The 21,232-nt window shown below is 57.9% G+C and carries 18 protein-coding genes; 15 read left to right on the top strand and 3 right to left on the bottom strand.

Translation table 11 applies throughout. The features are described from left to right. The first annotated feature begins 31 nt into the window (after window positions 1–31). The 12 genes from secD to IDH41_RS31980 all read left to right on the top strand — a co-directional run bounded on the left by secD (window position 32) and on the right by IDH41_RS31980 (window position 14,168). On the top strand, window positions 32–1,264 hold the full coding sequence (secD, locus tag IDH41_RS17710) for a protein translocase subunit SecD (RefSeq protein ID WP_190863334.1): 1,233 nt from the start codon (window positions 32–34) through the stop codon (window positions 1,262–1,264). After that, a complete protein-coding gene (gene secF / locus IDH41_RS17705) occupies window positions 1,254–2,174 on the top strand; it encodes a protein translocase subunit SecF (RefSeq protein ID WP_190863332.1) in 921 nt (306 codons plus the stop codon). The genes secD and secF overlap by 11 nt, the downstream gene beginning before the upstream one ends. Window positions 2,175–2,224: 50 nt before the next feature. Next, window positions 2,225–3,142, top strand: a complete 918-nt coding sequence (locus tag IDH41_RS17700; protein ID WP_190863330.1) for a cation diffusion facilitator family transporter — start codon at window positions 2,225–2,227, stop codon at window positions 3,140–3,142. Window positions 3,143–3,171: 29 nt separating this feature from the next. Continuing rightward, window positions 3,172–5,199, top strand: coding sequence for a single-stranded-DNA-specific exonuclease RecJ (gene recJ / locus IDH41_RS17695; RefSeq protein WP_190863328.1), 2,028 nt, complete (start codon window positions 3,172–3,174; stop codon window positions 5,197–5,199). 39 nt (window positions 5,200–5,238) lie between these two features. Beyond that, on the top strand, window positions 5,239–5,769 hold the full coding sequence (locus IDH41_RS17690; RefSeq protein ID WP_223829821.1) for an adenine phosphoribosyltransferase: 531 nt from the start codon (window positions 5,239–5,241) through the stop codon (window positions 5,767–5,769). Window positions 5,770–6,020: 251 nt separating this feature from the next. Next, window positions 6,021–8,201, top strand: coding sequence for a RelA/SpoT family protein (locus IDH41_RS17685; protein WP_190863324.1), 2,181 nt, complete (start codon window positions 6,021–6,023; stop codon window positions 8,199–8,201). 53 nt (window positions 8,202–8,254) lie between these two features. Further along, window positions 8,255–8,698 carry a D-aminoacyl-tRNA deacylase gene (dtd, locus tag IDH41_RS17680; RefSeq protein WP_190863323.1) on the top strand — a complete coding sequence of 148 codons (444 nt, stop codon included), beginning with the start codon at window positions 8,255–8,257 and terminating at the stop codon, window positions 8,696–8,698. Between the two features lie 88 nt (window positions 8,699–8,786). After that, on the top strand, window positions 8,787–8,957 hold the full coding sequence (locus IDH41_RS17675; protein WP_190863321.1) for a hypothetical protein: 171 nt from the start codon (window positions 8,787–8,789) through the stop codon (window positions 8,955–8,957). Between the two features lie 650 nt (window positions 8,958–9,607). Next, complete coding sequence (gene hisS, locus IDH41_RS17670; protein WP_190863319.1) at window positions 9,608–10,855, top strand: histidine--tRNA ligase; 1,248 nt, start codon at window positions 9,608–9,610, stop codon at window positions 10,853–10,855. 42 nt (window positions 10,856–10,897) lie between these two features. Further along, window positions 10,898–12,712, top strand: coding sequence for an aspartate--tRNA ligase (gene aspS, locus IDH41_RS17665; protein ID WP_190863318.1), 1,815 nt, complete (start codon window positions 10,898–10,900; stop codon window positions 12,710–12,712). A gap of 29 nt (window positions 12,713–12,741) precedes the next feature. Then, window positions 12,742–13,497, top strand: a complete 756-nt coding sequence (locus tag IDH41_RS17660) for a tRNA threonylcarbamoyladenosine dehydratase (protein WP_190863316.1) — start codon at window positions 12,742–12,744, stop codon at window positions 13,495–13,497. Beyond that, window positions 13,494–14,168: a YdeI/OmpD-associated family protein gene (locus IDH41_RS31980; protein ID WP_190863314.1), complete on the top strand. Its 675-nt coding sequence runs from the start codon at window positions 13,494–13,496 to the stop codon at window positions 14,166–14,168. The genes IDH41_RS17660 and IDH41_RS31980 overlap by 4 nt, the downstream gene beginning before the upstream one ends. Window positions 14,169–14,274: 106 nt before the next feature. Here IDH41_RS31980 and IDH41_RS17650 read toward each other — a convergent pair whose 3' ends face one another. Further along, window positions 14,275–14,808: a hypothetical protein gene (locus IDH41_RS17650; RefSeq protein ID WP_190863313.1), complete on the bottom strand. Its 534-nt coding sequence runs from the start codon at window positions 14,806–14,808 to the stop codon at window positions 14,275–14,277. Window positions 14,809–15,024: 216 nt separating this feature from the next. On the opposite strand from IDH41_RS17650, the gene IDH41_RS17645 reads away from it, so the two are divergent. Further along, complete coding sequence (locus IDH41_RS17645) at window positions 15,025–16,335, top strand: replication-associated recombination protein A (protein ID WP_190863311.1); 1,311 nt, start codon at window positions 15,025–15,027, stop codon at window positions 16,333–16,335. Window positions 16,336–16,389: 54 nt separating this feature from the next. Further along, window positions 16,390–16,716 (top strand): YnfA family protein, encoded by a 327-nt coding sequence (locus IDH41_RS17640; protein ID WP_190863309.1) that lies wholly within the window; start codon window positions 16,390–16,392, stop codon window positions 16,714–16,716. Window positions 16,717–17,787: 1,071 nt separating this feature from the next. On the opposite strand, the gene IDH41_RS17635 is transcribed toward IDH41_RS17640, so the two are convergent. Both IDH41_RS17635 and IDH41_RS17630 read right to left on the bottom strand, forming a co-directional pair. Next, the gene (locus IDH41_RS17635) at window positions 17,788–18,873 is read right to left on the bottom strand and encodes a copper resistance D family protein (protein WP_190863307.1); all 1,086 of its coding nucleotides are present in this window, start codon (window positions 18,871–18,873) and stop codon (window positions 17,788–17,790) included. Beyond that, window positions 18,870–19,460 carry a copper resistance CopC family protein gene (locus IDH41_RS17630; RefSeq protein ID WP_190863305.1) on the bottom strand — a complete coding sequence of 197 codons (591 nt, stop codon included), beginning with the start codon at window positions 19,458–19,460 and terminating at the stop codon, window positions 18,870–18,872. Before IDH41_RS17630 ends, IDH41_RS17635 begins: the two co-directional genes overlap by 4 nt. A 374-nt stretch (window positions 19,461–19,834) precedes the next feature. Here IDH41_RS17630 and IDH41_RS17625 point away from each other — a divergent pair, with 374 nt between their 5' ends. Next, the gene (locus tag IDH41_RS17625; RefSeq protein ID WP_223829820.1) at window positions 19,835–21,175 is read left to right on the top strand and encodes a hemolysin family protein; all 1,341 of its coding nucleotides are present in this window, start codon (window positions 19,835–19,837) and stop codon (window positions 21,173–21,175) included. Window positions 21,176–21,232: the final 57 nt, after the last annotated feature.

The following is a 21,232-nucleotide window of genomic DNA, read 5'->3' as shown; positions in this document are numbered from 1 at the left end:
AATATTGAGATCATAAGGGGGATTCAGACGTATGTTCGGGAAGAGGATATTGGCCTTCCTTGCGATCGTGGTCATCATGTTCGGCGTCATCGCATGGACAAGCCCGTCGCTCGTTAGAGACGTTCGGCTAGGCCTTGATTTAAAGGGCGGATTTGAAGTGTTGTACGAAGCCGAGCCTCTCGAGGGCGGCGAGGCGGTCACGCCGGAATCGCTCAAAGAAACGGCGAGAAGCCTTGAAAAACGGATTGACGAGATGGGCATCGTGGAACCGGAAATTACGACGGAGGGTTCGAATCGGATTCGGCTGAAGCTGGCCGGGGTCGAGGACGAGAACGAGGTACGGGAAATTCTCGCCAAGCCGATCAACCTGACGTTTCGCGGTCCCGACGGCAAGATCGAGCTCGACGGCAGCGACTTCAAGCAGAACGGCGCGGGCATCGGGTACGATAACCTCGGCAAGCCTTACGTGACGATCGAGCTGAAGGATGCCAAGAAATTCGAGGAAATCACGACCCGGCTAACCGGACAGACGCTTGCCATTTATTTGGACGACACGGAATTGTCGAAGCCGATGGTCAACTACCCGATTTCGGGCGGATCCGCCCAAATCTCGGGCGACTATACGAACGATGAAGCGAAAGAGCTTCGCGACATGATCAACCTGGGCGCGCTGCCGCTCAAGCTGAACGAGAAGTTTACGCAGAGCGTCGGGGCGCAGCTCGGTCTCGAATCGCTCCGGCAGACGGTCGAAGCGGGTCTTATCGGAACGGTCATTATTTTGGTGTTCCTGGTCCTATTGTTCCGCATTCCGGGCGTCGTGGCGGGGATTACCGTCATTACGTACACCTGGCTGCTTCTGCTTGTCTTTAATTTAATGAACGCCACGCTGACGCTGCCGGGCATCGCGGCCTTCGTCCTGGGCATAGGGATGGCGGTCGACGCGAACATCATCATGTACGAGCGCATCAAGGAGGAGATCCGCAGCGGCAAGAGCTTGCTCTCCTCGCTGAAGTCGGGTTCGAAGAACTCCTTCCGCACGATCATGGATGCGAACATTACCAATATTATCGCGAGCGCCGTATTGTATTATATCGGGAACGGAGCGATCCGCGGCTTCGCGCTGACGATGATTTTCAGCATTCTCGTGAGTATGATTACGAACATTTTCTTGTCGAGGCTGCTCATCATGCTGCTCATCCGCAGCAATCTATTTACGAAGCCTAGCTACTACGGGGTGAAGGAGGCAGAAATCCGTGAACTATAATACGAAAATCCGATACGACTTCATAGGGAACCGGAACAAGTTTTTTCTGTTCTCGATAACCCTCACCGTGCTCGGCATTTTGTCGCTGCTTATTTTCAATCTCAACTTCGGGGTCGATTTCAAAGCGGGAACGAACATGGACATTTCGATCGGGAAGCAAGCTGCGCAAGCAGATGCGAAAGCGATTCTGGAGGAAGCGGGCATTACGGACATTACGCCGACGGTCGGCGGCAACGGCAACGACCGCGTGTCGGCGCGCTTCGACGAGGTGCTGACCCAGGCGAAGATCACCGAAATCCAGGAAGGCTTCAAAGCCAAGTACGGCGACCAGGTTTCCGCGGAAGTGAACGTCGTTTCGCCGGATATGGCACAGGAGCTCGGCATCAAGACGATATGGGCGGTGCTGATCGCGAGCGTCGCGATCATGATCTACGTCATGTTCCGCTTCGAATGGCGTTTCGCGCTGGCGGCGAATATCGCCATCCTGTACGACGCCTTCGTTGTCGTAGCGATCTTTTCCATCTTCCGGCTTCAGGTCGACCTGCCGTTCATCGCGGCCGTATTGACGACGATCGGTTATTCGATCAACGACAAAATCGTTATTTTCGACCGCATTCGCGAGAACTTGCGTTTCGGCCAGTTCAAGAACCGCGAACAGCTGGCGGAAATGGTCAACGCGAGCATCTGGCAGACGATGGCGCGCAACATTTATACGGTTCTCGCCGTATTGGTCGTCGCCATCTGCTTGTTTATTTTCGGCAGCGAATCGATTAAGCTGTTCGCACTTGCCAAGATCATCGGTCTGGCCAGCGGCGCCTACTCTTCCATCTGTATCGCGAGCCCGCTGTGGCTGATGATGAAAGGGAAGCAAAAACCGAGAACGCAAGCCAAATCTTCGACTCAACCTTAACTTTCATAAGCGTACGTGGCAGGTTTCGCATTTCTTGTAGGAGGTTACCGATGTCAACCGCACAACGATATGCAAACGCAGAGTCCGCAAGCCGGGCCGGCTTATGGGGGAACATGCTGCTGGCCCTGTTCAAAGGAACGATCGGTTGGATGTCCGGAAGCAAAGCGCTCATGGCGGACGCGTTCCGCACGGCGGCGGAGGCGGCATCGGCCGCCGCCGCTTTGACGGGTCTGCGCGCCGTCCGGAAGCGCAAAACGGCCAATAAGAACGGTCAGTCGGAAACGGAAAATCGGCGGGGAGAGACGGCATCGACGATCGTCATGTCCGTCCTCCTCCTTATCATCGGGCTTGAGATCGGCATTTCCGCGATTCGCGATATCGCCGATCAAGTAACCGCCGCACCTCATTGGAGCACGGTCGCGGCGATTGCCGCCGGACTTATTATCAATCAATGGTTTATTCCGTCCAAGGATCGGCTTACGGGGATCTATTGCTCTCTGACCGCATTCGTAGGCTCGGGCGGCGCCATCGCGGGCAAGCTGCTCGCGATTCCCGCTCTTTATTATTTGGATCCCGCCGCAGCTCTCATGATTGCGGTATTCGTCATGTACAACGGCTTCAAAACGGCGACGGGATCCGCGCGAACGCAGACCCGGAATTTGGCGGGCGAAGAAGATTCGGATGAGCTCATGCAGCTTGTGCAGCGAGTCGAAGGGGTCGTTACGGTTCAGTCGCTGCGGGCGAAGGAGCATGGACATTACGTCGTCGCGGAAATCGTCATATGCGTCAATCCCCGCATATCGGTCCTGGAGGGGCAGGAAATCGCCAAGCGGGTGAAGCAGCTTGTCATGAAACGATTTATTCATATTACGGATGTTTCGATTTATGTAGAGCCCTACGATGCGGGCTACCCGTACAAGTCGAATCACGATCCGAACCAGGAGCAGATGCCGACGCTGCTGCAATAGGCTGTTAACTGCAGAAGAGGGGGAACGGCATGATTCACCGAAAGACCCGCTGGGCGCTTGCGCCGTGGCGAACGGAGGACGACGAGAAGGCGAAGGAGCTGGCCGCCGCGCTAAATCTGCCGCCGCTCGTCGCCCGATTGCTCGTCGGGCGAGGCTATGCCGATCCGCCTTCGGCGGAACGATTTTTGAGAGGCGGTCATGAACTGTTTCATGACCCCTATTTGTTGCTCGGGATGAAAGAAGCCGTCGAGCGGATCCGCCTCGCCGCGGAACGGAACGAGAAAATCCGGATTTACGGCGATTACGACGCGGACGGGGTGTCGAGCACCTCGCTTCTCGTACATTTATTTCGCGCATTGGGACTCGATTTTGATTATTATATTCCGCACCGCGCCTTGGAAGGCTATGGCCTTAACCGCGCGGCGATCGGGCTTGCGGCGGCGGACGGCGTGGGTCTGATCGTAACGGTCGATACGGGAATCAGCGCTTTCGACGAGATCGAATACGCCAAGGAGGCGGGAATCGACGTCGTCGTGACGGATCATCACGAGCCGCCGGACAACATTCCGAAGGCGGTCGCGGTCGTCAATCCGAAGCAGAAAAATTGCCTGTATCCGTTCAAAGGGCTTGCCGGCGTCGGCGTCGCGTTCAAGCTGGCGCACGCGCTGCTTGGCCGTCCGCCTCTGGAATGGACGGATATCGTCAGCCTGGGCACCATCGCCGATTTGATGCCGCTGACGGACGAGAACCGGATTATGGTCCGCTACGGGCTCGATCGGCTTCGCCGGCATGCGCCGACCGGGTTTCGGGCGCTGGCCGAAGCGGGCGGCATGGAGCTTGCGGCGATGACGTCGACGACCGTCGCCTTCGGCATCGCTCCGCGCATCAATGCCGCCGGCCGGTTAGACCATGCGAAGCGGGCGGTCGAGCTGCTAACGACAGACGACTACGATCAGGCGATTCTTACCGCGCTCAGCCTCGATAACTTGAACAAGGAACGGCAGCGCGTCGTCGACAGCATCGTCAAGGAAGCGGAACAGCAATGGTCGGCCAAATGCGAGGCTGCTGAAGCGAAGGGCGAGGAGCCGCCGCCGGTCATCGTCTTGGCCGGCGAAGGCTGGAACGTCGGCGTGATCGGCATCGTAGCCTCGAAGCTGCTCGAGCGGAATTATCGGCCGGTTATTATTTTGGGCATAGACGAGGCGACGGGCATGTGCAAAGGATCGGCCAGATCCATAGACGGCTACGACCTGCACGCTGCATTAACGGCTTGCGACGAGCTGCTCGATCATTACGGCGGCCATCAGGCGGCGGCCGGAATGAGCCTTCACCGCGACCGGCTGGAACCGTTCGAGAAGCGTCTCGGCGAGCTTGCCGCCGAGTGGTTGACCGACGAGGACTGGGTACCGAAAACGGCGGTCGACCTGGCATGCTCCGTGAGCGAAGCGACGATCGAGACGATCGACGAGCTGTCGCTGCTCGAGCCGTTCGGAATGGGCAATCCGTCGCCGAGGCTGCTCTTCCAGGGAGCGGAGCTTGCGGACCGGCGAACGATCGGCAAGGAGTCAAAGCATCTGAAGCTGGCGCTCGGCGGCGGTCGCCGGCTGCTCGACGGCATCGGCTTCGGTATGGGCCAACTGGCCGAAGGACTGAAGCCGGGCTGCAGAATCGATGCGATCGGCGAGTTGTCGATCAACGAATGGAACGGGCAGCGGAAGCCCCAATTGCACCTGCACGACCTGCATTACGATCCGGAAGGCGAGGCGTCTTTCCCGGAGAGGGAACAATTCGGACTTATCTATCAGCATTTAAGAAAGCTTGGCAGGGCGCCGCTGCGCGGCCTGACGGAGAGGCTCGCGAAGCAGAGCGGTTTAAGCGGCGGAACGGTTCAGCTCATTATCGACGTGTTCGAAGAGCTGCAATTTATCGAACTTCGGGACGGCGTCATGGCCTCGGTGCCTTCCCCGCAAAAAAAGGACTTGTCCGCGTCGGCGCGTTACCGGGAAGCGAAGCAAAGTTTCGAGGAGTCGCATAGCGCGGCGCTTCGTTTAAAATAATAAAATGATAATGATGAGATGGAAAGGGTTGACAGAAAATTGTCCAACGCACAATACAACTTCAAAGATTATATCCGGGTCATTCCCGATTTCCCGCAGCCGGGCATCCGGTTTAAAGACATAACGACTTTGCTCAAGGACGGCGGAGCCTACCGAGCCGCCATCGAAGAAATCCGCGCGGCGGTGGAGAAGCTGAATATCGACGTCATCGCGGGTCCGGAAGCCCGCGGCTTCGTCGTCGGCGCTCCGCTCGCGACGGCGCTCGGCGTCGGCTTCGCGCCGATCCGCAAAAGCGGCAAGCTGCCGGGCGAAACGATAACGGCAAGCTACGACCTGGAGTACGGCAAAGACCAGCTTGCGATGCATAAGGACGCCATTGAGCCCGGACAGCGCGTATTGATCGCGGACGATCTGCTCGCGACCGGCGGTACGATCGCCACCTCGATCAATCTCGTCCGCCAGCTCGGCGGAGAGATCGTCGGAGCCGCGTTCCTGATCGAGCTCGGCTATTTGAACGGCCGCGAGAAGCTGGAAGGCATCGACGTATTTTCGTTAATGACTTATAACTAACCCGCGGCGCTTTGACGCCCATGTGCATGAACCGCCTGTCTCCTACCGCTCCTTTTGGCGCGTAGGGGCGGCGGTTCTATTCGAATGGACAAGTATTGCTCCGATAGTTGACGCGATGCGGCAGTTACAGGCATAATATTATAAAAACTCGGAATACCGACTTTCGATTCACCGTTTTTATTTCATTGCGAAACGAGCTCTAGCCGGCCCAACGAAGGCGACGGCCGTTTACGCTTGGGAAGGGATTATTCATGGGCATTGAGCATTTAATCGAGAAGGCATCCGCCTATATGAAAGAGCAGGACCTTATTCGCATACAGGAAGCCTATGATTTCGCGGAACAAGCCCATCACGGACAGGTGCGGAAATCGGGAGAGCCTTATATATTACACCCCGTTGCGGTTGCGGATATATTGGTGGACATGCAAATGGACGTGCTGTCGATCATCGCGGCGCTGCTTCACGACGTCGTCGAGGACACGACGGTGGATTTGCAGAGCGTTCGCGCGAAATTTGGCGAAACGTGCGCGATGCTGGTCGATGGGCTCACCAAGCTGGAGAAGATCAAATTCCGTTCCAAGGAAGAGCAGCAGAACGAGAACTATCGCAAAATGTTCGTCGCGATGGCGCAGGACATCCGCGTCATTTTGATCAAATTGGCGGACCGGCTTCACAATATGCGGACGCTTAAGTTCCAATCGGAAGAAGCGCAGCGCCGCATCGCGTACGAAACGCTTGAAATTTTTTGCCCGATCGCGCACCGTCTCGGGATCTCGGCAATCAAATGGGAAATGGAAGATATCGCGCTTCGTTATTTGAATCCCCAGCAATATTACCGAATCGCGAATCTGATGAAGAAGAAGCGCGCCGAGCGGGAGAAATATATCGACGACGTCATTTCGCGAATCCGGGAGAAGCTCGAGGAGATGGGCATCGACGGCGATATTTCCGGCCGTCCGAAGCATCTGTACAGCATTTACAAAAAAATGACCGACCGCAACAAGCAATTCACCGAAATTTACGATTTGCTCGCCATTCGGATCATCGTCGACAATATTAAGGATTGCTACGCGACGCTCGGAATTATTCATACGTTATGGAAGCCGATGCCGGGACGCTTCAAGGATTACATCGCGATGCCGAAGGCAAACATGTACCAGTCGCTCCATACGACCGTTATCGGCCCGAACGGCGAACCGACCGAGGTGCAGATCCGGACTTGGGAAATGCACAGAACGTCGGAATACGGCATCGCGGCGCACTGGGCGTACAAGGAGGGCTCCGTCGTGCCGGGCGGCAGCTTCGAGGACAAGATGACGTGGTTCCGCGAAATTCTGGAGCTGCAGCACGAAGCTCGCGACGCATCCGAGTTTATGGAATCGCTCAAGATGGACTTCTTCTCCGACCTCGTCTTCGTCTTCACGCCGAGCGGGGAAGTCATCGAGCTGCCAGCCGGTTCGGTCCCGCTCGACTTCGCTTACCGAATCCATACGGAGGTCGGGAACCGGACCATCGGCGCGAAGGTGAACAGTAGGATCGTCCCGCTGGATCATAAGCTGAGGACCGGGGACATCGTCGAAATTTTGACATCCAAGCATTCGTACGGCCCGAGCCAGGATTGGGTGAAGATCGCGCAGTCTTCCCATGCCCGCAGCAAAATCAGGCAATGGTTCAAGAAGGAGCGGCGCGAGGAGAACGTCGCCAAGGGCCGCGAGCTGCTGGAGCGCGAGCTGAAGCGGCTCGGTCTCGAGCCGTCCGCATGGTTGCAGGACGACAAGCTGCAGGACGCGGCGTCCAAGTTCGCCTTCCACGATATCGAGGACATGATGTCGGCGATCGGCTTCGGCGGCATTACGGCCGCGCAGATTTGCACGAAGCTGACCGAGAAGATGCGCCGGGAGGCGGAGCTCGCGAGCCAGCTCGAGCTGACGTCCGAGGTGAAGGAGATCAAGTCGCCGGGCAACCGGAAGACGAGGCCGAACCAAGGCGTGACGGTGAAGGGCATCGACAACCTGCTCGTCCGGTTCGCGCGCTGCTGCAACCCGGTGCCGGGCGATGCGATCGTCGGGTATATTACGCGGGGACGCGGCGTCTCCGTACACCGGATGGATTGCACGAACATTCCGTTCGGCGATCAAGGCGAAGAGGGCGAACGCGTTATCGAGGTGGAGTGGGAAGATTCGATCGAGGCGAACTACAGCGTCGACATCGAGATTACCGGCCATGACCGCAGAGGACTGCTCAACGAAGTGCTGCAGGCCGTCTCCGAGAGCAAGACGAATATATCGGCCGTTACGGGGCGCTCGGTCAAAAACAAAATGGCGCTTATCCATATGACGGTGCTCATTCGCAACATCGAGCATCTGTCGTCGGTCGTCGAAAAGATTAAACGGGTTCAAGATATTTATTCCGTTCAACGAATTATGCAGTAAGACGCCAATGCGTCTTCATCCGGACCTGAACGGCCTATCGGAGGGTAATCGAATTGAAGGTAGTCGTACAGCGCAGCAAGCAAGCTAAAGTCGTCATAGACGGTGAGACCGCCGGGTCGATCGATCGTGGGCTCGTGCTTCTCGTCGGCATCACGCACGAGGATACGGACGAGGACATCCGGTGGATGGCGGAGAAGATCGCGGGGCTGCGCATTTTCGAAGACGAATCGGGCAAAATGAATCTTTCGGTCGCCGATGTCGGCGGCCAGCTGCTGTCGGTATCGCAGTTTACGCTGTACGGTGATTGCCGAAAGGGCCGGCGGCCGAATTTCATGGCCGCGGCGAGACCGGAACAGGCCGAGCCGCTTTACGACCGGTTTAACGAGGCGCTACGTTCTCTCGGCCTCGTCGTCGAGACGGGCCGATTCGGCGCGATGATGGGCGTCGAGCTCGTGAACGACGGCCCGGTTACGTTAATTTTGGAGAGCGGCGCTTAAGGATCGGAGCCGCGGGCAACACTAGACATGAAGGCGGGGGCGGCTTGTCGCCCGGCGCCGCATGCTGGAGTTGGAGGCTTAGACGCGAATGCGCCAATCACGCAAGGAACAATCGATCGAGCGCGGCGCCCGGTCGCTGCTGCATCTTGGTCCGAGGGAAGCCGCGGCCATGTCCTGCTTGGAGGGCGACGTCGAAGCGGCCGAGGAATGGGCCGCAGGCTTTAAAGTATATCCGAGCCGCAAGCACGGGGGCCGATAGCCGCTCCCGCTTAGGATGAAATTCGATCGCGACGACGGCGCCGCCCGGTCCAGTAATCGGGGAGGCGCCGTTTTACCGCCGATCGTTGCGTAAAACGCTTACGAATTTGTAACACTCCTGTAATCAATCTATAACTTTCTTTTAACATCGTTAACCTATAATAAATCTCGACCCCCTTTTTAAAAATATAGTTTACTTTTGGACCTACAACTCGATTTGTAGGTTTTTTTCTGTTTTTTTGCAGCGCTGCGGGCGTTCAATCTTGACTTTGCCGGCGGCGGCGAGTAAAATTAATTTTCAGTAATATTCAAATGGATTCGTTGATGGGACAAAGTAATTCTTCGCGCTGTACCCAGAGAGGGACGCCACCGGCTGCAAGCGTCCTTATATCGGAGAATGAATAGACCTCCCGGAGAACAGACGGCGAACGGACGAGATGATCGGCATGATCTTCGTCGCCAGTAGCCGCGCTGCGGATGACGGACGTTAACCGTCTTGAAGCGGGCCATGCATCCTATTGCGGGCTCGGAATGTGGGTGGTACCACGGGAGCGCACTCTCGTCCCTTTCGGCTTAGGCCGTCAGGAACGGGAGTTTTTTGTATTTTCCGGACGTTGGTCCGAATCTATTACGGGGCAGGAGGGAATCGAAATGGCTTTTCAAAAAATGCCCGGCACGCAGGATATTATGCCGGGAGCCGTCGAGAGATGGCAATACGTCGAGCAGAAGGCCCGCGATATTTGCCGGCGCTACAACTTCCGCGAAATCCGCACGCCGATCTTCGAGTCGACCGAGCTGTTCCAGCGCGGCGTCGGCGAGACGACCGATATCGTCGAGAAAGAAATGTACACGTTCACCGACCGGGGCGACCGCAGCCTGACGCTGCGTCCGGAAGGAACGGCGGGCGTCGTAAGAGCCTACGTCGAGAACAAGCTGTACGGGGAGCCGGACGTGTCGAAGCTGTACTATATCGGACCGATGTTCCGCTACGAACGCCCGCAGGCGGGCCGTTACCGCCAGCTGCACCAGTTCGGCATCGAAGCGCTCGGTTCGGTCGATCCCGCGCTTGACGCGGAAGTCATCGCGCTCGGCTATACGTTCTATACGGAGGTGGGTCTGAAGGGCGTGCGCGTCGAGATCAATTCGGTCGGCACACCGGCCGTGCGCGCGGCGTTCCGCGAGCGGCTGCTGGCATTCCTCGAGCCGAAGCGGGAACTGCTCTGCAAGGACTGCCGGTCGCGCATGGACCGCAATCCGCTTCGCGTGCTCGATTGCAAGCACGACCAGCAGCATTTTACGGACGCACCCTCGATCCTGGACAGTCTGGATGAGGAGTGCCGGAATCATTTCGGGAAGGTTCAGACGTATTTGAGCGATATGGGCATCCCGTTCTCGATTAATCACCGCCTGGTCCGAGGCCTCGATTATTACACGCATACCGTCTTCGAATACAAGGCGGAAGGGATCGGCGCCATCGACACGGTGGGCGCCGGCGGCCGGTACAACGGGCTCGTGGCCGAAATCGGCGGTCCGGACCAGCCGGGCATCGGACTCGGCATCGGCCTAGAAAGAACGATTTTGCTGCTGCAGCATCAGCAGAACGAGATTCCGGCAGCCGGCGATATCGACGTGTACCTCATCGCGCTCGGCGAAGCGGCGGAGCGCGAAGTGACGAAGCTGGTCTACCGGCTGCGGCAGAACGGCCTCCGGGCGGAACGCGATTACCTCGGACGCAAGATGAAAGCGCAGATGAAGTCGGCCGACCGGCTGCAGGCGCGCTTTACGGCCATCCTGGGCGACGACGAGCTGGCGCGCGGCGAAATTGCGCTCAAGGACATGACAAACGGCGAGCAGCGAATCGTGGCGCTGGATCGTCTCGCCGAAGCCATTAACGGCTAAACGGATCGAATCATCCTATTATACAAAAGGAGAATGAACGATATGTTGTTGAAAACTCATCACTGCGGCCTGCTGACGAAAGCGGAGGTCGGACAAACCGTTACGTTGAACGGCTGGGTACAGCGCCGTCGCGACCTTGGCGGCGTACTCTTTATCGATCTGCGCGACCGCTCCGGCATCGTGCAAATCGTATTTAACCCGGATTTCTCCGGCGACGCGCTGGCGATCGCCGACCGCGCGCGCAACGAGTACGTGCTCGCGATCCAAGGGACGGTCGTCGAACGAGACGCCGAGACGTTCAACCCGAACCTGGCGACGGGCGAGATCGAAGTCCGCGTCACGAGCATCGAAATCATGAACGCGGCGAAGACGCCTCCGTTCCCGATCGAAGACGGCGTCGAGGTCGACGAGCCGCTTCGGTTGAAATACCGCTACCTCGACCTGCGCCGTCCGGAAATGCAGCGCACGCTGCAGCTCCGCTCGAAAGCGGCCAAAGTATTTCGCGACTTCCTGGACGGGGAAGGCTTCATTGAAGTCGAGACGCCGATTCTGACGAAGAGCACGCCGGAAGGCGCCCGCGATTATTTGGTGCCGAGCCGCGTGCACGAGGGCGAGTTTTTCGCGCTGCCCCAGTCGCCGCAAATTTTCAAGCAGCTGCTTATGGTCGGCGGTCTCGAGCGCTATTACCAAATCGCCCGCTGCTTCCGCGACGAGGATCTTCGCGCCGACCGCCAGCCTGAATTTACGCAGGTCGACATCGAGACGTCGTTCCTGTCGCAGGACCAGCTGCTAGCGTTGATGGAGCAATTGACGGCGAAGCTGCTTCGCGACACGGTCGGCGTCGAGCTGGAGCTGCCGTTCCAGCGCATTACGTACGCGGACGCCATGAACAAATACGGCTCCGACAAGCCGGACCTCCGCTTCGGCCTCGAAATCGAAGACATTACCGATATCGTGGCCGGAAGCGACGTGAAGGTGTTCGCGAGCGTGGCGGCGGGCGGCGGCGTCGTGAAGGCGCTGAACGCGAAAGGCTGCGCAAGCTGGAGCCGTAAAGAGCTGGACGACCTGCAGCCGTTCGCCGCGCGTTACGGCGGCAAAGGCCTCGCCTGGATCACGGTGAAGGACGGCGAATGGCGCGGGCCGATCGTCAAGTTCCTGAAGCCGGAAGAAATCGCCGCGCTGACGGAGCGCCTCGGAGTCGAAGAGGGCGACCTGCTGACGTTCTCCGCCGACAAGAAAAAAGTCGTCGCCGACGTGCTCGGCAACTTGCGCTCGAAGCTTGGCCGCGATCTTGGCTTGATCGACGATTCGAAATTCAAATTCGCGTGGGTCGTGGACTTCCCGCTGCTCGGCTGGGATGAGGACGCGAAGCGTTACGTGGCGGAGCATCATCCGTTCACCCGTCCGAACGAAGACGATCTGCCCCTCTTCGATACGGATCCGGGCCAAATCCGCGCGCAAGCGTACGACCTCGTGCTGAACGGCTATGAAGTCGGCGGCGGTTCGATGCGGATTTACAAGCGCGAGGTGCAGGAGCAAATGTTCAAGGCGCTCGGCTTCAGCATGGACGAAGCGCAGGAGAAGTTCGGCTTCCTGCTGGACGCCTTCGAATACGGCACGCCTCCGCACGGCGGCATCGCGTTCGGCTTCGACCGGCTCGTCATGCTCCTAACCGGCCGCACGAACCTGAGAGAGACGATCGCCTTCCCGAAAACGGCGAGCGCGACGGATCTGCTCTGCGACGCGCCTTCCGAGGTGGAGCCTTCGCAGCTGGAGCAGCTGCATATCCGCACGGTCGTGAAGCCGAAGCAGCCGGTCGCGGCGGCGGGCGCTCCTGCCGAGAAAGCGGATAACTAATCGTCAATAGCAAAGGAGGCGGCAGCCTGATGCTTCATCAATTTTCACGAACGGAGCTGGCCATCGGGCCCGAAGGATTGCAGCTGATGAAGGGGAGCACGGTTGCCGTGCTCGGCATCGGCGGCGTCGGCGGCATCGCGGCCGAAGCGCTGGCGCGTACCGGCGTCGGCAAGATCATCCTGATCGACAAGGACGTCGTCGATATTACGAACGTGAACCGGCAGGTCCACGCGCTGACGACAACGGTCGGGCAGCCGAAGACCGACTTGATGCGCGATCGGATCAAGCAGATCAACCCGGAGTGCGACGTCGTCGCGCTTCGGATGTTCTATACGGAGGAGACGTACGAGCAGCTCTTCGCTCACAAGCTCGATTACGTCGTCGACGCGTCGGATACGATTTCGTACAAAATCCACTTGATCAAGCAGTGCCTGGAGCGGAAAATCCCGATGATTTCGAGCATGGGCGCGGCGAACAAGATGGATCCGACGAAGTTTCAGGTCGTCGACATCTCGAAGACGCATACCGATCCGATCGCGCGCGTCGTTCGGACGAAGCTGCGCAAGGAAGGGATCAAGAGCGGCGTGAAGGTCGTGTTCTCCGACGAGATGCCGATGAAGCCGCGCGAGGACGTGACGCAGCGCATCGTGCCGGAGAACGCGCCGGAAATCCGCAAGGCGAAGCAGCCGCCGGCGAGCAACGCCTTCGTTCCTCCCGTTGCGGGCCTCATCATGGTCAGCGTCGTGGTGCGGGATCTTCTGAAGGCGGGCGGGATCGAATCGTGAACGAAGCGCTCGTCAAGAAGCTGAGATTATCGCCGGACATGAAGGCTTTGGCGCTTGGCGTCCCTTCCGGATCATATTTGGAAGAGCTCGGTCTGACGGCCGAAGCGACGGCAATCGACCGAGCGGGGCAGTACGACTTCGTCCTGCTGTTCGTCCGCTCCATGGCCGAGCTGGAGGAGCGTGCGCCAGCCGCCGTTCAGGCGGTCAAGGAGGACGGCTTGTTCTGGATCACTTACCCGAAAGGCACCTCGAAGATCAAAACCGACATTAACCGGGATACCGGGTGGAAGCATATGCTGAAGCTGGGCATGGAAGGCGTCGCGATGATCTCGATGGACGACACGTGGTCTTCCATGCGCTATCGGCCGGAAGGGACGGCGGCGGGCGGCGGCGCCAAGCGGAGAAGCGCATCGGCCGCTTTGGCGGGGCCTTCAGCCCCGCGGACGCCGGGCGCGCAGACGGAGGAAGCGGCGCTGCCGGACGATCTGGCCGCGGCGCTGGCGGCATCACCCGCGGCGCTTGAATTTTTCCGCGGCGGCTTGACCGCCGCCAAGCGGCGCGACTTCGTCAAGTGGATTACCGACGCGAAGCGGGAAGAAACGCGGTCGGCGCGCGTCACGGCGACCGTCGATAAGCTGGAAAGAGGCTTGAAGTCGCCATTCGACAAATAAGGAACGAACTGGCGGAAACAGCCGTTTTAGGGGCGGAGCGCAAAGTTTACGGCGCGTCCCCGAAAACGGCTTTTTTTGCGTGCGGATTATCGGACTCGCAGTGCCGTCAGCTTGGGTATTTCAGCCAGTAGAACATCGGCATTTTCACATACATTTGGTTCGTTTCGAACAATACCGGGATGACGTAGTCCCCCTTGTAGTAGGATTCGCCTCCCAACCTTTCCATCGGAATGTGGAAGCTTACGCGCAGCGCGCGGTAAAAGACGGGCTCAAGCAGCGAGACAAAATAACGGTAATGATGGCGGTCGGCGAAATAGACGATGGAGGAGAGCAAATCCGAGAGGTATTTTCCGCGGTAAGGCTTCAGCAGGGCGATTTTGTCGATTTCGGCGACCAGTCCGTCTTCCGCCGCGGCAAGAATGCTCCCCGGCAAAGCCGCGGCTTGCAGGACGGAGCTGTTCCGCGGATCAAAGCGGTTAATCTCCGACGTTCCGATAAAATGGCCGTCGGGCGTTACGATAACGTATTGGGCCAGCGGTTGATCGCTGTACTCCAGCTCATACCCTTTCTCTTTCCAGACGCTTGTCCAAATGTCGTTAAAAAAAGCGGCTTCGGTCGCGTTTTCCACTTGCTTGAACAATGGCCTCAACCCCCTGCATGCGTATTCTCTTTTCGATAAAATACATGAGGAACCGACAATCCGGCGAACGTTCGACATCATTATTATACATCTTCTTCCATTTTGTGTGAATATTTGAGGGATGCGACTTCCGTCCTATCTTTGCTTGTCTGGCGAACAAATGTGCGAGTATGCTATGATCGTAAGTAACTGACGGGAGAAGGTTGGGAAGCAACGATGGACTTATTCGACTTTCAAGAGGAAGACAAACCGCGCGCAAGGCTGCTTGCGGACCGGATGCGGCCGCAAACGCTGGACGAATATATCGGGCAGGAGCATATCGTCGGAAGGGGGAAGCTGCTCAGAAGGGCGATCGAAGGAGACCAGGTATCATCGATTTTGCTATACGGGCCCCCGGGCTGCGGCAAAACGACGCTGGCGCATATTATATCGCTCCGGACGGAAGGCGAATTCGTGAAGCTGAACGCGGTCGACGCCTCGGTCAAGGACGTTCGCGACGTCATCGACCGGGCGCGTTCCAGTAAATCGCTGTACGGGCGCAAAACGATTCTGTTCCTCGACGAGGTGCACCGTTTCAATACGGCCCGTCAGGACGCGCTTCTGCCGGCCGTGGAGCAGGGGATTATCATTTTTATCGGAGCGACGACGGAAAATCCGTTTCATCACGTGAACGGGGCGCTGCTGTCGAGGTCGACGCTGTTCCAGCTCGAGCCGCTCGGCGAGGCGCATGCTTACGAGGCGATGCAGCGGGCGCTGTCCGATCGCGAGCGCGGGCTTGGCTTTATGACGATTCACGCGGACGAGGATGCGCTGCGCCACATCGCGGCAATGGCTGGAGGCGACATCAGGCGCGCGCTGAACGCGCTCGAGCTGGCGGCCGTCACGACGCCTTCGGAGCCGGACGGATCGGTGAAGCTGACGCTCGAGGTGGCGCAGGAATCGATTCGGAAGCCGACGATCCGCGCCGACCTGTCGACCCAATACGACGTGCTGTCGGCGTTCCACAAGAGCGTCCGCGGATCAAGCGACGCCGCTTTGTTCTGGTTCCTGTACGCGGTGGAGAAGCTGGGCATGGATCCGATGACGTTTATCCGGCGATTGATCGTCGCCTGCAGCGAGGATATCGGGCTGGCGAATCCGCAGGCGATGATCCAGGCCGTAACGGCGATGGACGCATACCATAAGATCGGCTGGCCGGAGGCAAAATACAACATTTCGCAAGCGATCCTCTTCGCGGTCGAAAGCCCGAAATCGAACGCGACGGCGATGGCGATCGGCAGGGCGGAAGCGGCGATCGAACGCGCCGGCGGGGCGGAGGTGCCCCTTCATCTGCGCGATACGCACTACAAAGGGGCGGCGCAGCTCGGCCACGAGGGCTACAAATATCCGCATGACTTTCCGAACCATTACGTGAAGCAGCAATATTTGCCGGACTCGCTCGGCGGCCAGTCGTTCTACCGCGCGACGGAGCAGGGGATGGAGGACAAAATCAAGCAGAACCAGCAGCGGCGGAAAGGAATGGAGTAACTTGCATTCACCGCTTCTATCGGTTTGCATCGGATAAGCGAGGAGCGTGCGGCGATGATTTCGGCAATCGTATTATTCATTATCGCCGGTCTCGCGGAGATCGGCGGAGGTTATTTGATATGGCTGTGGCTCCGGGAGTCCAGGCCGCTATGGTACGGCATAACCGGCGGAATGATCCTGATCGCATACGGGATCATTCCGACGCTGCAGAGCTTTCCTTCGTTCGGAAGAGTGTACGCGGCTTACGGCGGCGTGTTCGTCGTGCTGGCCGTGCTATGGGGCTGGTGGGTCGACAAAAGATCGCCCGACCTGTACGACTGGATCGGCGCGGCCGTCTGCATGATCGGCGTCTCCATCATGCTCTGGGCGCCGCGCAGCTAACGAAAAAGGGGCAGCCCGGAGAAGATGTCGCCGACATCACCCTTCGGGCTGCCCATTTCGTAATTTTAGACGCAGGTTGCAGGGTTGCAGGTTCCAGGTAATGAAATTAATTTCAATTATTGAAATTTGAAAAGCGTTTTTGGCTCTTTGTCTTGCTGTAATTTCAAATACTGAAACTAAACCCTCCCTATCCTACGCTAACCCGTCCTAAAGCCGCCATTAAGCGCAATATCTGAAACTAATCAGCTCTTTTCAAGCTCAACTCCGCGCATAGACTCAATTATTGAAACTAACCGAGGCTAGCTCTGATGGCGCTGCTTCCAAACATACATCAACACCAATTTCCAGCGTGCCCCCCAGGGACGAAAGCGCTCCTTACACAAACGCTCCACTCAACCGCCTCTTCATCACCGACGTTACCCAGAATCAGGTCCCCCCGAGCGCACCGCCGTAAAGCGTGTCCCCCAGGGACGAAAGCGCTCTTACACAAACGCTCCACACAACCGCCTCTTTAAATCCAACGTTACCCAGAATCAGGTCCCCCGAGCGCACCGCCGTAAAGCGTGTCCCCCAGGGACGAAAGCGCTCTTACACAAACGTTCCACTCAACCACGTCTTCATCTCCGACGTTACCCCCGAAGCAGGTCCCCCGAGCGCACCGCCGTAAAGCGTGTCCCCCAGGGACGAAAGCGCTCCTACACAAACGCTCCACACAACCGCCTCTTTAAATCCAACGTTACCCAGAATCAGGTCCCCCGAGCGCTACGCAGTAAAGCGTGTCCCTCAGGGACGAAAGCGCTCCAACACAACCGCCACTCGCAACCGGCTCTTCGGCTCCAACGTGTATTCAATTGCGGGTGTCCAGAGGGCGCAGCGCCTCGGGGCCCTCCCTTGGAAGGGAGGGTTTGGGAGGGTTCGAAAGCCTTTGAAGGTTGGTTTGGTAAAGCCTTTAAAGGTTTGGTAAATCCTTTAAAGGTTTGGTAAAGCCTTTAAAGGTTTGGTAAATCCTTTTAAAGGTTGGTTGGTAAAAGCCTTTGAAGGTTTGGTAGAAGCCTTATAAAGGTTTGGTTGTCACGCGATCGCGAACATAAGTCCAAAGTACCCGAACGCGGCGGTCAGCACCCCCATGAAGAAAGCCGGAACGACGCGGTTCGAGCGATACATCCACAGAACGCCCCCGGCCATCAGCAGCGCGGCAGTCAGCATGAGGAGGCTATCCAGGCCAATCGAGAACGTCAGGGTAAGATCAGGGCTGAACTGGCCTTTGTAGATCGAGGTGAACAGAGGCGAAGGCGAGACGGACTGAAGCGTCTCCTTCACCGTATGCGGAGGCGTTTGCTGGCCGAGCGCGGCGGTTGCGGCAAGCGCGAGCAGCGCGACGACGCTTTCCGCCTTCACCCATTTCTTCGGGGAGAAGGACGGATTGGCCGCTGCCGCCCGCTTGTAAGCAAAGCCGTTCGAATAGGCGAAGAGCAGCAACGGCAAGATGAGCAGATGCTTCATGAGCAGCATTTGGCCGTAAGGCAGCATCCACGCGTTCACGTATTCGGGCGTCGTGAACGACATGAGCACGAAGCCCGCGAGCAGCGTCACGAGCACGCACGCGATCGCCAGAGGCGAGAACCAGCGAAGGAAGGCCGGCCAATGGGCGTCGTCCTTGGAGAACCAGCCGGCGACGAACAGCGTGCCGATCCATACGCTGACCGCAAGAAAATGCGCGGCATGCGTGGCGAGCCCGCGAAAGCCGTACAAAGACGAAGCATGGCCGGCGTAGCCGAGCCATACGATAAGCAGAAACGTCACGAACAAGGCGACCTTCGGCATATGCTTGTCGCTGCGGAACGCCTTGAGCCCAAGCAAAAACGCGAGTCCCGCGGAGCCGATGACCGTCCATACCCAAGCTTTGCCCGTGTTAATGTCGAGCAGGATGCTTTTCAATATAGAGGTATAGGTCATGTCGAAGTCCTCGGCAAATACAAGCGCAAGCTTATGAATGGGCACGTAAGACAGGACCGGAATCGCGATCGCGCAGGCGACCAGCAGTCCGTTCGGAACGGTTACGGAAGGCCTGTTCTTCTCGGGTACGAGCTTAAGCAGCAGCGTTCCCGTCAAAATCGCGAAGCATACGTATAGAAGGCCTTCGCTGACATAAATCATGGTTTGCGTCTCCGCAGGAACAGGACGAGCGCCGCAGCGACGATAATGACGCCGATTACGATAGCCGGAGCGTAGTTCGTGCCCTGCGTTTCTCCGCCGGCAGCTCCGTTCTCCTCTTCCGCCGGTTCGCCGGCGTCTGCCGTCGCTTCAGCGGACGGGGTAGGGGAAGGCTCCGCACCATCCGCTTCTGCGGACGCTTCCGGCGTCACGGTCGGCGATGGCTCGACGGAAGGCTCCGGCGCGTCCACCGTGAACGCGTACTCCCCTTCCACGGAATGCCCGTCGGCACCGATGATCGTCCATTTCACCGTATAAACGCCGCTTGCCAGCGGTTCCGGCACGCCGCCGCTCATCGTGGCGCCGTCAACGTCCGTTTCGCCGGTTTGGATTTGCTCTCCGGCGGCATTAAGCAGCTTGAAATTGCTTAGCTTCTCGATTTTCGTATTAAACGTAAGCTCGATCTTCTCGGGCGAGGCTTGAACGGTCGCATCCTTCGCCGGAACCGCGACCTCCAGTGTGGAATGAGCCATGGCAACGCCGGGCACGAGCCAAAGGGCGGCTAAGAAAATCAGCAATATTTTTTTCATCTTGGAATCCTCCTACGCGTTAATGTTCAATTCTGCTTCGTTAACTGTTTGCATTATATCAAATTCAACGCATGCTTAGCTCCATTCGCGCAACGAATTCGTTGCGTCTTTATGAACTTTTAAAATAATTCGGCCTGCCCGGCCATGAAAAAATCGGTAAAGCTTCGGCGGAAAACCGCGTATATTGGCTAGCCTGTAACGAATACACATAAATACAATCGCGAAAACGGAAATCCCTTCGATCGTGCAGTCCGGCGCGGCGGCTTGGCATCATGAGGCGTGATCACATCAGACAAAGATCGCCGTATCTTTGTTCCAAAAGGAGGTGCGCCTGTCCACGCGGGGTGCATCGCACATGCGGGGGCAGGAATTCGTTGAGTGACCCTTTACCGCTCGGTTTGTCGCTTCCCCTTGTTCTGTTGCTGGTAGGCATGAACGGCTTTTTCGTCGCGGCGGAGTTTGCCATGGTGAAGGTCCGGGGCAGACGGATCGACGCGCTCGTCTCCGAAGGTCATTCGAGGGCGAAGCTGGCTTCCCGGATGACGGGCAATCTCGATGCCTATTTGTCCGCTTGCCAGCTTGGCATAACGCTCTCCTCGCTCGGTCTCGGATGGATCGGGGAGCCTGCCGTGGCGAGAGCGATCGAGCCGTTGTTCGCCGCGATCGGGCTTCGGGACGGTGTGCTCCTTCACGCCGTTTCGTTTATCCTGGCGTTTACTTTCATTACGGTGCTTCATATCGTGCTTGGCGAGCTTGCGCCGAAGACGGTCGCCATTCGCAAATCGGAGACGGTTACGCTGCTGACGGCATCGCCGCTCGTTTATTTTTACAAAGCGATGTATCCTCTTATATGGCTGTTGAACGGAACGGCGAATTTACTCCTTCGGGCGGTCGGCATCGAGCCTGCGAGCGAGAAGGATTCGGCCCATACCGAGGACGAGATTCGCATTCTGATGAAGGAAAGCCACAAGAGGGGGCTCATCGACAATACGGAGCTTACGCTGGTTGACAACATATTCGAGTTTGCCGAAACGAACGCCCGCGAAATCATGATCCCTCGCACGGAGATGGTCTGCCTGAACACGAGCCTGCCGCTTGCCGATAACAAAAGCATCGCGCTCGAGCAAATGCTGACCCGCTATCCGGTATGCGAAAACGACAAGGACAATATTATCGGCTTCGTCCACATTAAAGACCTGCTGAAGGACACGGCCCAATCCTTAAGCGACATCAGGCAAATCACGCGGCCGATCACTACGGTTCCGGAATCGATGCAGATCAGCACGCTTCTTAAGCTGATGCAAAAGCGCAAATCGCAAATCGCCATATTGATCGACGAGTACGGCGGCACGTCCGGCTTGGTGACGCTGGAGGACATTATGGAGGAAATCGTCGGCGAAATTCAGGATGAGTTCGACGAGGAGCGGGAGCGTCTGGAGAAAATCGACGATCACACGTACTCGGTCAGCGGCCTAATGCTCATCGAAGAGGTGAACGGGTTTTTCGGGCTGGACATCGAATCGGACAATTACGATACGATCGGAGGCTGGATGTATTCCAAAATCGAGCTGCCGCCGACGAGAAACCAGCGCATCGGCCACTCGGGCGATTACGAGTTCGTCATCGAGGAAACCGATCATCTTCGGGTATCGCGCATCCTCATCCGCCGCGTCGGCGATCGGGCAAAGGGGCGGGGCGACAGGCAGTCCGGCTAACGCGGCAAACAAAAGAGGGCTGACCTGCGCATCCGTAAGGAGCGCGGGTCAGCCCTA

The sequence above is a fragment of the Paenibacillus arenilitoris genome, assembly GCF_014705655.1.
GTDB lineage: Bacteria > Bacillota > Bacilli > Paenibacillales > Paenibacillaceae > Pristimantibacillus > Pristimantibacillus arenilitoris.
The sequence above is the reverse complement of the archived record's forward strand: the minus strand, read 5'-3'. Positions and strand labels throughout refer to the sequence as shown.

Excerpts from the sequence above, each read along its gene's own strand:
- secD (WP_190863334.1), top strand. The coding sequence starts at position 32 with ATGTTCGGGAAGAGGATATTGGCCTTCCTTGCGATCGTGGTCATCATG.
- IDH41_RS17700 (WP_190863330.1), top strand. The coding sequence starts at position 2,225 with ATGTCAACCGCACAACGATATGCAAACGCAGAGTCCGCAAGCCGGGCC.
- recJ (WP_190863328.1), top strand. The coding sequence starts at position 3,172 with ATGATTCACCGAAAGACCCGCTGGGCGCTTGCGCCGTGGCGAACGGAG.
- IDH41_RS17685 (WP_190863324.1), top strand. The coding sequence starts at position 6,021 with ATGGGCATTGAGCATTTAATCGAGAAGGCATCCGCCTATATGAAAGAG.
- IDH41_RS17675 (WP_190863321.1), top strand. The coding sequence starts at position 8,787 with ATGCGCCAATCACGCAAGGAACAATCGATCGAGCGCGGCGCCCGGTCG.
- hisS (WP_190863319.1), top strand. The coding sequence starts at position 9,608 with ATGGCTTTTCAAAAAATGCCCGGCACGCAGGATATTATGCCGGGAGCC.
- aspS (WP_190863318.1), top strand. The coding sequence starts at position 10,898 with ATGTTGTTGAAAACTCATCACTGCGGCCTGCTGACGAAAGCGGAGGTC.
- IDH41_RS17660 (WP_190863316.1), top strand. The coding sequence starts at position 12,742 with ATGCTTCATCAATTTTCACGAACGGAGCTGGCCATCGGGCCCGAAGGA.
- IDH41_RS17645 (WP_190863311.1), top strand. The coding sequence starts at position 15,025 with ATGGACTTATTCGACTTTCAAGAGGAAGACAAACCGCGCGCAAGGCTG.
- IDH41_RS17640 (WP_190863309.1), top strand. The coding sequence starts at position 16,390 with ATGATTTCGGCAATCGTATTATTCATTATCGCCGGTCTCGCGGAGATC.
- IDH41_RS17635 (WP_190863307.1), bottom strand. The coding sequence starts at position 18,873 with ATGATTTATGTCAGCGAAGGCCTTCTATACGTATGCTTCGCGATTTTG.
- IDH41_RS17630 (WP_190863305.1), bottom strand. The coding sequence starts at position 19,460 with ATGAAAAAAATATTGCTGATTTTCTTAGCCGCCCTTTGGCTCGTGCCC.